At 71.7% G+C, this 10,593-nt stretch carries 10 protein-coding genes; 5 read left to right on the top strand and 5 right to left on the bottom strand.

The window, feature by feature from the left end; translation table 11 throughout:
• Positions 1-6: 6 nt before the first annotated feature.
• Positions 7-1,110 (bottom strand): glycosyltransferase family 4 protein, encoded by a 1,104-nt coding sequence (locus ACFWY9_RS32985; RefSeq protein WP_378323598.1) that lies wholly within the window; start codon positions 1,108-1,110, stop codon positions 7-9.
• Positions 1,111-1,126: 16 nt separating this feature from the next.
• Entirely contained in the window at positions 1,127-2,245 is a 1,119-nt protein-coding gene (locus tag ACFWY9_RS32990; protein WP_378323599.1) for a glycosyltransferase family 4 protein, read from the bottom strand.
• Between the two features lie 178 nt (positions 2,246-2,423).
• On the opposite strand from ACFWY9_RS32990, the gene ACFWY9_RS32995 reads away from it, so the two are divergent.
• Positions 2,424-3,269, top strand: a complete 846-nt coding sequence (locus ACFWY9_RS32995) for an inositol monophosphatase family protein (protein ID WP_378323600.1) — start codon at positions 2,424-2,426, stop codon at positions 3,267-3,269.
• 21 nt (positions 3,270-3,290) lie between these two features.
• On the opposite strand, the gene ACFWY9_RS33000 is transcribed toward ACFWY9_RS32995, so the two are convergent.
• The 3 genes from ACFWY9_RS33000 to menD form a co-directional block, all read right to left on the bottom strand.
• Entirely contained in the window at positions 3,291-3,740 is a 450-nt protein-coding gene (locus tag ACFWY9_RS33000) for a DUF3592 domain-containing protein (RefSeq protein ID WP_378340698.1), read from the bottom strand.
• A gap of 22 nt (positions 3,741-3,762) precedes the next feature.
• Positions 3,763-5,277 (bottom strand): M1 family metallopeptidase, encoded by a 1,515-nt coding sequence (locus tag ACFWY9_RS33005; RefSeq protein WP_378340699.1) that lies wholly within the window; start codon positions 5,275-5,277, stop codon positions 3,763-3,765.
• Between the two features lie 133 nt (positions 5,278-5,410).
• Positions 5,411-7,087: a 2-succinyl-5-enolpyruvyl-6-hydroxy-3-cyclohexene-1-carboxylic-acid synthase gene (gene menD / locus ACFWY9_RS33010; RefSeq protein WP_378323604.1), complete on the bottom strand. Its 1,677-nt coding sequence runs from the start codon at positions 7,085-7,087 to the stop codon at positions 5,411-5,413.
• A 57-nt stretch (positions 7,088-7,144) separates the two neighbouring features.
• Here menD and ACFWY9_RS33015 point away from each other — a divergent pair, with 57 nt between their 5' ends.
• From ACFWY9_RS33015 to ACFWY9_RS33030, 4 genes are all read left to right on the top strand, one after another.
• Positions 7,145-8,068, top strand: coding sequence for a 1,4-dihydroxy-2-naphthoyl-CoA synthase (locus ACFWY9_RS33015; protein ID WP_378340700.1), 924 nt, complete (start codon positions 7,145-7,147; stop codon positions 8,066-8,068).
• Between the two features lie 145 nt (positions 8,069-8,213).
• The gene (gene menE / locus ACFWY9_RS33020) at positions 8,214-9,368 is read left to right on the top strand and encodes an o-succinylbenzoate--CoA ligase (protein ID WP_378340701.1); all 1,155 of its coding nucleotides are present in this window, start codon (positions 8,214-8,216) and stop codon (positions 9,366-9,368) included.
• A 50-nt stretch (positions 9,369-9,418) separates the two neighbouring features.
• The gene (locus ACFWY9_RS33025; protein WP_378323609.1) at positions 9,419-9,565 is read left to right on the top strand and encodes a hypothetical protein; all 147 of its coding nucleotides are present in this window, start codon (positions 9,419-9,421) and stop codon (positions 9,563-9,565) included.
• A gap of 53 nt (positions 9,566-9,618) precedes the next feature.
• Positions 9,619-10,491: a 1,4-dihydroxy-2-naphthoate polyprenyltransferase gene (locus tag ACFWY9_RS33030; RefSeq protein ID WP_378323610.1), complete on the top strand. Its 873-nt coding sequence runs from the start codon at positions 9,619-9,621 to the stop codon at positions 10,489-10,491.
• Positions 10,492-10,593: the final 102 nt, after the last annotated feature.

Here is a 10,593-nt window from a genome sequence, read left to right on the forward strand (position 1 = left end):
GCGGACCTAGCCCAACGCGGCCAGCATGCCGCGGACCGACGCGGGCCACGCGAATTCCTCGGCGCGGGCCCGCGCCGCCGCGCGCCGCAGATCCTCGGGATGTTCCAGCAGGCCCGTCACGGCGGAGGCGAACGCCGGCGCGTGGTCCGACACCGCGGCGCCGCAGCCCGGCCGCACGATCTCCCGCAGCGCGCCCGACGCCGAAACCACCACGGGCGTCCCGGAAGCCAGTGCTTCCAGCGCCGCCAGCCCGAACGTCTCGTGCGGGCCCGGTGCGAGTGAGACGTCGGCGCTGGCGAGCAGTCGTGCCACTTCGTTCCGTCCGGACAAAAAGCCGAGGAACGTCACGGGCAGGCCCCGCGCCCGGCGTTCCAGCGCGCGCCGCCGCGGCCCGTCGCCCGCCACCACCAGCCGGACGCGGGCGCCCGACTCGGTCAGCTCCGCGACGGTGTCCACGCTGCGCTCGACGTGTTTCTCCGGCGACAGCCGTCCACAGTGGACAAGCAGCGCGTCGGCCCCGCCGGAGAGGGTGTACCGCCAGGTGTCGTCGCGCATCGCCGGGGTGAACGTCGCGAGGTCGACGCCGAGTGGCACGCGGCGCACGTTCGGCACCGCGATGCGATCGAATTCCGCACGGGCGAACGCGGTCGTGCAGACCACGGTGTCGTAGTTCGCGGCCATCCGGCGGTTCGCGGTGTCGGCGACGCGGCGCGCCACCGGCGCGGGCAGCAGGAACTGTTCGAGGAGCCGGTCCAGCCGCTCGTGCGAGATGACCGTGCTGGGCACGCCGTGCCGTCGTGCCCAGGTGCCCATGCCGCGCAGGGTCAGCCGGTCGGACACCTCGAGGCGGTCGGGTTCCAGCCGCCGCAGCACCGCGCGTACCCGGTGCGGATCGACGGCGCGGTAGCCACCGGTGCCCGGGATTTGCGGCGCGGGCAGGGAAAACCGGCGCACGCCGGTGGGCAGCGTCTCGTCGGCGTAGCGACGGCCCGGCACCACCAGCGTCACCCGGTGCCCGCTGCTCACGTACCCGGCGCCGAGGTGGTGCAACGCGGTCCGCAGCCCACCCGACCGCGGTCCGTAGAAGTTGGCCAGCTGGACTATGTGCATCTCACGCCGCGCATCGTCAGGCGGCGCGAGCGACTCGGCCCTGCACCGCTTCGTAGTGTGCCTCGAGTTCACGGCACACGGCGGGCCAGGTGCGGCCCAGCACCACCTTCCGCGCCTTCTCGCCCAGCCGGGCCCGCAGCGCGGCGTCGCGCAGGTCGTCCACTTTGGACACCAGCGCCGGGCCGAACTCCGCGCGGTCGACGGGGAGCAGGTAGCCGGTGCGGCCCGGCAGCACGAGGTCCTTCGGGCCGCCCGCGTCCGGGGCGAGCACCGGCAGCCCGGAGGCCATCGCCTCCTGCACGGCCTGGCAGAACGTCTCGTGCGGCCCGGTGTGTACGAAGACGTCGAGGCTCGCGTACGCGGCGGACAGCTCGTCGTCGTACTTCGCACCGAGGAAGGCGGCGCCGGGCAGGCGTTCCCGCAGCGCGGGCAGCTCCGGCCCGTCGCCCACCACGACGACCCGGATGCCGGGGACGCCGGCGAGCGCGGTCAGCCGGTCGACCTCCTTTTCCGGCGCGAGCCTGCCGACGAACCCGACGAGCAACTCACCGTTCGGCGCCAGCTCGGCCCGCAACGCGGGATCGGCGTGCGCCGGGGAGAACCGGGAGATGTCGACGCCGCGCGCCCAGCGGTGCACACGCGGGATGCCGTGCAGCCGCAGCTGGTCGACCGAGTCGGTCGACGGCGCGAGCGTGCGATCGGCCCGCGAATGCAGCCGCCGCACCCAGCGCCACGCCGCGCGGGCGGCGATGCCGAACCCGTACGCGGAGGTGAACCCGGCGATGTCGGTCTGGTACACCGCGACCGAGGGCACCCGGAGCCTGCGCGCGGCGGCGAGCCCGCGCGCACCGACCACGAACGGCGACGCGAGGTGCACGACGTCCGGGCCGAAGGCGGCGAGCGCGGTCAGCACGGTCCGCGTCGGCACCCCGATCGGCAGGGAGTTCACACCGGGGAAGTCGAGCGCGGGAATCCGCACGACCGGCGCGCCGCGATAGCTGTCCGGACCGGGTCCGGGCGCGATGATCAGCACGTCGTGGGCGCGTTCGGCGAGGTACTCCACGACCCGCAGGACGGAGTTGGTCACGCCGTTCACCTGCGGCAGGAAACTTTCGGTGACGATGGCGACTCGCACGCCGCTCACTGTCGCACCCGATTCTGACGAACCAGGCCAATCCCGCGTGACGCCTCGGCCAACGAACACCGAACACTACTTACGAGTACGTACCGAGCACTATCCGTCGACAGATTGCGCAAGACATGTCATCTCCAGGTCGTGTCCCGGAAACCAGCGCGGCCCAGACTAAGAAGGCATGACCCTCCTTTCGTCGAGGCCGCCTCGGCCCGTAGAACCGGGCCTGTTGTCCAGAGCCCTCGAGGTGGCCGGGCGCCTGGCCAATGACGCCACCGACGTCATCACCGCGACAGCGGGGCGGGGCGCGCACCCCACCACGCTGGAATCGCCGTTCGACTGGGTCACCGACACCGACCGCATCCTGGAGCGGCACACCCGCCGGGTGCTGACCGCCGAGTTCCCCGGGATCCCGGTGGTCGGCCACGAGTTCGGCGCCGACCACGGCGCGGACGTCGCCGAGTACCGCTGGGTCGTCGACTCGGTCGACGGCACCGCGAACTACGTCGCCGGGGTGCCGTGGTGCGCCTACAGCCTCGCGCTGATCGACGCCGCCGGCCCGGTTGTCGGCGTCGTCGCCGACCCGTACCGCGCGCAGATCTACGCCGCCGCCCGCGGCCGGGGAGCCCGCGCGAACGGCAAGCCGATCACCCTCGCGGACCGGCGCGGCACCGCCGGGGCGATCGTGTGCACCGAGCTGGCGCGCACCGGGCCGTGGCCGGGCATGGGCGGGTTCATCGAACGGGCCGCCGCCGCGCACGCCGGGGTCCGGGTGCTCGGCTCGGCGGCGTTGTCGATCGCGCAGGTCGCACTGGGTCACGCGGCCGCCGCGGTGCTGCACAGCTACCACGAATGGGACGTCGCGGGTTCGGTGGCGATGGCGATCGAGGCGGGCGCGGTCGTGCTGGACAAGCACGGCGAGGACACCGCGCTGCCGACGGACGGCCTGCTCGTCGCGGCCCCCGGCGTCGCGGACGAGGTGCTGGGCTGGTGGCAGGAGACCGCCGCCCTCACCGGCACGACCTGAACACCGCTCAAGTTCCCGGGGCTACACGGTGACGGGGGCGTCCGGCGCGGAGAGGCGCTTCTGGCGCCGGATCCACCAGAGCAGCGGCGTCGCGACGAGCCAGGTGACCAGCACGGTCAGGCCGAGTGGCAGCAACGTTTCGGTGGCCGAGCGACCGGCGACCCTCGCCAGCTCCGGGTCCGACATGTCGTACTCGATGCGCACCAGCTGGCCCGCGACGAGGCCGCCCGGGTAGAGGACCCCGTTCGACGGGCTGTGCACGATGCCGTCCGGGGTCGCGAACTGGATGATCGTGCGGTCGAAGGCGACCGACTCGACCTGCGCGTTCGCTGTCCCCAGCTGGCCGGAGATCGCGTTGTCGTTGCGGATCGCGGCGAACAGCAGTGCCACGCACATGACGGTGAGGAGCGAGGCGACACCGAGGGTGACGTACCACCCGATGCGCCTCGCCCGCTCACCTTTAGCCATCACGCCGCGAGCATAGAGGTACCGCTCAATGTGCGTGTTCGGCGTGGAGCAACTCCTGGGTCGCCTTGATCTGCGCGTACGACTTCGGTGCCTGCTTCACCCCTGCCGCCAGCGCCTGCGGAGCGGCCCCGTTCGGGCCGACCGGCGGCTTGCCCGCGGTGTAGAGCCAGGTCTGGAACAGGTCGTACAGCGGCTTCCCGGAGATCTTCTCGGCGAGCGCGATGAACTCCGTGATCCGCGCGGACTTCCCGGCCTTCTCCTTCTGCCAGGTCTGCAGGATCCGGAAGAACGCCTGGTCACCGACGGTCTTGCGCAGCGCGTGGACCGCGAGCGCGCCGCGGTCGTAGACGGCGTTGTCGAACTGGTTGGCCGCGCCGGGGTCGGCCGGGAGGCGCTTCCACAGCGGGGCGTCCGCCGCGTTCGAGTCGTAGATGTACTGCGCCAGCTCGTCCGCGGTGCCCTCACCAGTGTGTTCGGACCACAGGAACTGCGCGTACGTCGCGAAGCCCTCGTTCAGCCAGATGTCGCTCCACCGGCCGAGCGTGACGTTGTCGCCGAACCACTGGTGTGCGTTCTCGTGCGCGATCAGCGAGGTGTTCGCGCCCGCGGCGAAGTTCTTCGCGCCGTACACCGGGCGGGTCTGGTTCTCCAGCGAGAAGGTGATGCCGCTGGTGACCACACCGCCCTGCGCCTCGAACGGGTAAGGCCCGAACTGGGACGCGAGGAACTCGTTGACCTCGGGGGTCCGCTCGACACTGGCCTTCGCGGCGTCCAGCGACGGGCCGAGGTCGGCGGCGTAGGCGGTGATGAACGGCTTGCCGTCCGGCGTCGTCGACTGGTTGACCTCGAACTTGCCGACCTCCAGCGACGTCAGGTACGTCGCCTGCGGCTGCGTGCTGCGCCAGTTCCAGCGCGTCCAGCCCGCCCGCTTCTTGGTCTTGCTCACCAGGGTGCCGTTGGACAACGCGGCGACGTCGTCGGGCACCTCGACCGAGACGTCGAAGGTGGCGCGGTCGGTCGGGTGGTCGTTCGACGGGAACCACCACGCCGCGCTCTGCGGCTCGTCGACGGCGAGCGCACCGTCCGGCGTCTTCTTCCAGCCGGCGATGCCGTCGATCTTCACCTGCGACGGCGTGTCCGAGTACGCGACCACGACGGTGGCGGTCTGGCCCTTGGCCAGCGGCGTGGCCGGGGTGATCACCAGCTCGCCGTTGCCGGTCGAGTTGGTGAACTGCGCCGGGCGGTTGTTCACCAGGACGCTGGTGGCCTTGAGCCCGAAGTCCAGATCGAACCGCGACAGGTCCTGGGTCGCGGTGAGCAGGAGCGTGGTCGTGCCGGACAGCAGATCGGTGGCGGGCTGGTAGGTCAGGCGGATGTTGTAGTGCTGGACGTCCGTACCGCCGTTCCCGGCGTTCGGGTAGTACGGATCCCCGACGCCGGGTGCGCCGGGCGAGGGCGCCGCGCCCGCGACTCCCGCGAGCAGTACCGAAGTGACTCCGGCGGCGAGCACACCCAACCCGGCGCGCGTTCTTTTCCTCATGTGGTTCCTCCCAGAACGAATTCAGGCAAGGTGAACGTATTCAGCTGCCGAATCCGGAGATACAGCCGAAGGGAGGGTTCTTACCCGGTGAGAATGTGGCCGTCCCCGCTTTGACGCGCACGGCGATCTTGGTCTAGACCGCCGAGACGGCCGAACTCACCACCGCACGCAGCCTGCTGTGCAGATCGCGGTGCCGCGTCCGGTCGACGCGGACCTCGACCACGCGCAGCCCTGGCGCGGGGCGCAGTGCGGCGCGGAATTCCGTGAGCGTGTTCGCCACGACGTGCGGCACCCGGTACCCGGCACACAGCGCGCCGAGATCCGCGCCGTGCGGGGTGCCGAAGACGCGTTCGAAGCTGGCGTTGTGCTCCGGCGCGCCCTGCTCCAGCAGCGAGAAGATCCCGCCGCCGTCGTCGTTGAGCACCACGATCGTCAGGTCGGGCCGCTGCTCGGTCGGCCCGGTCAACAGGCCGCTCGCGTCGTGCAGGAACGTCAGGTCGCCGATCAGCGCGTACGACGGTCCACGGTGGACGGTGGCGGCGCCGATCGCGGTCGACACGGTTCCGTCGATACCCGCGACACCGCGGTTGCGATGCACCAGGACGTCCGGGCGCAGCCGTCCGGCGAGCGCGACGTCCCGGGTCGGGTTGGACGAGCCGACGACCAGCAGCGAACCCTCCGGCAGCGCGTCCACCAGCTCGCTCGCCAGCCGCAACCCGCTGGGCCACGGCTCGTCGGCGAGCAGCCCGTCGACGGCTTCACGGGCGGCCGCGTCGGCACGGCGCCAGCTGGCCAGCCACTCCGGGTCGGCGGGTTTGGTCGGCTCGTCGAACCACTGCCCGACCTGCCGGACGTTGTGCGCGGGCGCGGGCCAGTCCGAGTCGGGGCGCACCAGCAGGACCTCGACACCGGGATCCGACAGGACCCGCTGGACCTGCCGGAACACGGTCGGACGGCCGAGGCACAGCACCTGCTCGGGCTTGTGCCGCGCGATGAAGTCCTCGACGCCGAGCAGCCACGTCCCCGACGAGATCGCCGTCCCGCCCGAGAGGCCGAGGCCGCCGGTCTCGGACACCACGGGCCAGCCGTGCAGCTCGGCCCATTCGCTCGCCGCCTGCACGCCCGTGTCGCACGCGATGACCAGGCCGTGCCGCGCCGAGGGCACGACGAACGACGGGAGCGCGCCGAAGTCCGGCAGCTCCGTCCAGCGTTCGCCGTCGGGACGTCCTTCGAGCGATTCGTACCACTCGCCGTCATCGTCGGTATCGGGCACGAGCGGCTCGCGGAACGGGATGTTCAGGTGCACCGGCCCGCAGCGCCATTCGCCGTACGCGGCGTTCCAGGCCCGGCAGATCTGGCTGCGCCAGTACGAGTTCTGGCCGGCGCGGCGCTCCGCGACCGCCAGCTCGTCGAAGTAGCGGACGGCGTCGCCGTAGAGCTGGTGCTGGTCGATGACCTGGCTCGCCCCCGCAGCCCGCAGCTCCGGCGGCCGGTCGGCGGTCAGCACGATCAGCGGCACCCCGGCGCGGTCGGCCTCCAGCACCGCGGGGTGGAAGTTCGCGGCGGCGGTCCCGGACGTGCACAGCACGGCCACCGGGCGGCCGGTGCGGGCGGCGATGCCGAGCGCGAGGAAGGCGGCGCCGCGCTCGTCGATGCGGACGTGCAGCTGGAGCCTCCCGGCCGCCGCCGCGTCGTAGAGCGCGATCGACAACGGGGCGTTGCGGGAGCCAGGGCAGAGCACGACGTGCGAGACGGTGTTGCGGACGAGTTCGTCGACGAGCACGCGGGCCTGCGCGGTGGACGGATTCACCGGCGGACCTCGCGACTGTCGTCTTCACTCATAAGCACACGTCCTATTCTCCCAAACGTGGATGAAGCCCAAGTTTCCGAGCTGTTCGATCCCGCCGCGTGGACCCCGGTCGAGGGATCCGACTTAACTGACATCACCTACCACCGGTCAGCTGAGAACCGCGGTGGCAAGCGGGTCGCGCGCATCGCGTTCGACCGGCCGGAGGTCCGCAACGCCTTCCGGCCGCACACCGTCGACGAGCTGTACCGCGCGCTCGACCACGCCCGGCAGAGCCCGGATGTCGGCTGCGTCCTCCTCACCGGGAACGGACCGTCCCCCAAGGACGGTGGCTGGGCCTTTTGCTCCGGCGGTGACCAGCGTATTCGCGGACGCTCCGGGTATCAGTACGCGAGCGGGGAGACTTCGGACACGGTGGACCCGGCACGGGCCGGGCGGCTGCACATCCTCGAGTGCCAGCGGCTCATCCGCTTCATGCCGAAACCGGTGATCGCGGTCGTTCCCGGCTGGGCCGCGGGCGGCGGGCACTCGCTGCACGTGGTGTGCGATCTCACCCTCGCCTCGGCCGAACACGCCCGCTTCAAGCAGACCGACGCCGACGTCGGCTCGTTCGACGGCGGCTTCGGCTCGGCCTACCTCGCCCGCCAGGTCGGGCAGAAGTTCGCGCGGGAGATCTTCTTCCTCGGCCGCGAGTACACCGCCGAGCAGATGCAGGCGATGGGCGCGGTCAACGCCGTCGTCCCGCACGCCTCGCTGGAGGCCGAGGCGCTGGACTGGGCGTGGACGATCATCGGCAAGTCGCCGACGGCGCAGCGCATGCTGAAATACGCCTTCAACCTCATCGACGACGGCCTCGTCGGCCAGCAGCTCTTCGCCGGCGAAACCACCCGCCTCGCGTACATGCAGGACGAAGCCGTCGAGGGCCGCGACGCCTTCCTCCAAAAACGCGACCCGGACTTCAAGGACGTGCCCTACTACTACTGAGCCGAAGGTCCGTGGGGGCCGCCGCTGGTGCGACCGGGGCCCGAGCTGCGGTGAGTCCCACATTCGGGCCACCTGGGTTTCCTGTCCGGGCAAGCCGTGTTCCACACTCGCCGAAGGAGTGGGAATGTGAGACTCGGGAGGTCGCGTGCAGGAGGTGTGGCTGGACGGGTCGGCCGAGTCGGTGGCGGAGCTGACGCGGGCGGTGGCCGACGCGCTCGACGGTGGACCCGCGGTGGTGCCGTTGAACGCGAAGGACCCGTCGGCGAAGGCGCTGCGGGACGCGATGGCGCCGGAGGAACCCGTCGAGCCCGGCACCGCGGTGATCATCGCGACGTCGGGATCCACCGGCGCCCCGAAGGGTGTGCTGCTCTCGGCGTCGGCGCTACGCGCGTCCGCCACGGCCACTCACGCACGGCTCGGCGGCCCCGGTCACTGGCTGCTCGCCACCCCCTCGCACTACATCGGGGGCCTGCAGGTGCTCGTCCGCGCGCTGCTGTCGGGCACCACCCCGGCGGTGCTGACCGGCGACGGCTTCCGCCCGGACGACTTCGCCGCGGCCGCCGCGTCACTGTCCACTGTCGACGGTCCTCGGTATACCGCGCTGGTGCCCACCCAGCTCGTCCGCCTGCTCGACTCCCCCGCCGGACTGGCCGCGGCCCGCACCTTCGACGCCATCGTGATCGGCGCCGCCGCGACCTCCGCGCAGCTGCGGGAACGCGCGGCCGACGCCGGCGTCCGGATCGTGCCCGCGTACGGGATGAGCGAGACGGCCAGCGGCTGCGTGTACGACGGCGTCCCGCTCGACGGCGTCCGGATCGAACTGGACGACGACGGCCGGATCCGGATCGCGGGCGACGTCCTCGCGCACGGCTACCGGCGGCAGCCGGAGCTGACCGCGGAGTCGTTCGGCGACGGCTGGTTCCGCACTTCGGACCGCGGCCGGTTCACCGAGGACGGCAGGCTCCAGGTTCTCGGCCGCGCCGACGACATGATCAACACGGGCGGGGTGAAGGTCTCCGCCGCCGCGATCGAACGCGTCCTCGGCGCCCAGCCCGGCGTGCGCGACGCCTGCGTGGTCGGTGTGCCGCACCCGGAATGGGGCGAGGCCGTCGTGGCGCTCGTGGTCCCGGCGAGCGGTGCCTGCGATGGCGGCGACCTGTGCGCGGCGGTGAAATCCGAACTCGGCGCCGCGTGCGCGCCGAAGCGGGTCGAGTTCGCCACCGAGCTTCCCTTGCGCGGGCCGGGGAAAATAGACCGAATGGCCGTACGTGATCGCTTGACGACGGAAAACATCCCCTGATTCACCCGATTGTGTTGACAGGTCCTGGGCCGAACGGCTTGGCTTCTCCCATGACGCGCCGGATACGTACCGCACTCACCTGCATGCTCGCCGCGTTCGGACTGGCCGTCCTCGCCGGTCCGGCTATGGCGGACGAAACTCCCGCCCTCGCACCGAACAGTGGCCAGCTCACGTGGAGTGCTCCGCGCACCCCGTGACATTCCGGGGGTTTCCGGCCAACGGGTGATCGTCATGGCGTTGAATGGACGTCATGGCGACAGTGAGTGAGTGGATCGAAGGCGCCCGGCCGCGGACGCTGCCCAACGCGATCGCCCCGGTGGTCGCCGGGATCGGCGCCGCGATCGCGCTCGACGCGTTCTCCTGGTGGCGTTCGCTGCTCGCCCTGCTGGTCGCGCTGGCCCTGATCATCGGCGTCAACTTCGCCAACGACTACTCCGACGGCGTCCGCGGCACCGACGAGCACCGCGTCGGCCCGTTGCGGCTGGTGGGGTCCGGTAGCGCTGCCCCGAAAACCGTGCTGGCCGCCGCGCTGACCTCGCTCGGCCTCGCCGGTGTGCTGGGGCTGCTGCTCGTCGCGCTCACCGGTCACTGGTGGCTGCTCGCGATGGGCGCGCTGTGCATCCTCGGCGCGTGGTTCTACACCGGCGGCAGCAAACCGTACGGCTACTACGGGTTCGGCGAGATCGCGGTGTTCGTGTTCTTCGGCCTGGCCGGGGTGCTCGGGACGGTGTACGTCCAGGCCGGACGGGTCAGCTGGGCGGGGCTCGCCTGCGCGGTCGCGGTCGGCTCCTTCTCGACCGGGGTGCTCGTCGCGAACAACCTGCGGGACATCCCCACCGACATCGAGGCCGGGAAGCGCACCCTCGCCACCCGCCTCGGCGATCGCGGCACGCGACGGCTCTACCTGGCGCTGGTGACGGTGCCGTACGTGCTCAGCGTCGTACTCGGCATCTTCCAGCCGTGGGTGCTGATCACCCTGATCACCGCGCCGCTGCTGCTGACGTCGGTGCGCGCGGTCGGGGGCGGGAAGGTCGGCCGCGAGCTGATCCCGGCGCTGCGCGACACCGGGCTCGCGATGCTCGCCTGGGCCGTCCTCTCCGCCGTCGCCCTCGGCCTGAGCTGAAGGGGGGGGGTCCCCCGCGGCCACCCCCGGGCCGCGCCGGGCGGCTCGTGGCCCGCACGTACAGCGCGCGCTGGGGCGGGGGGGTCTAGGAACACACAGTGG

The organism is Amycolatopsis sp. NPDC059027 (assembly GCF_042739735.1).
Lineage (GTDB): Bacteria > Actinomycetota > Actinomycetes > Mycobacteriales > Pseudonocardiaceae > Amycolatopsis.

Coding starts and splice junctions, on each gene's coding strand:
- ACFWY9_RS33005 (WP_378340699.1), bottom strand. CDS start 5,277: ATGAGGAAAAGAACGCGCGCCGGGTTGGGTGTGCTCGCCGCCGGAGTC.
- ACFWY9_RS32995 (WP_378323600.1), top strand. CDS start 2,424: ATGACCCTCCTTTCGTCGAGGCCGCCTCGGCCCGTAGAACCGGGCCTG.
- ACFWY9_RS33025 (WP_378323609.1), top strand. CDS start 9,419: ATGACGCGCCGGATACGTACCGCACTCACCTGCATGCTCGCCGCGTTC.
- ACFWY9_RS32985 (WP_378323598.1), bottom strand. CDS start 1,110: ATGCACATAGTCCAGCTGGCCAACTTCTACGGACCGCGGTCGGGTGGG.
- ACFWY9_RS33030 (WP_378323610.1), top strand. CDS start 9,619: ATGGCGACAGTGAGTGAGTGGATCGAAGGCGCCCGGCCGCGGACGCTG.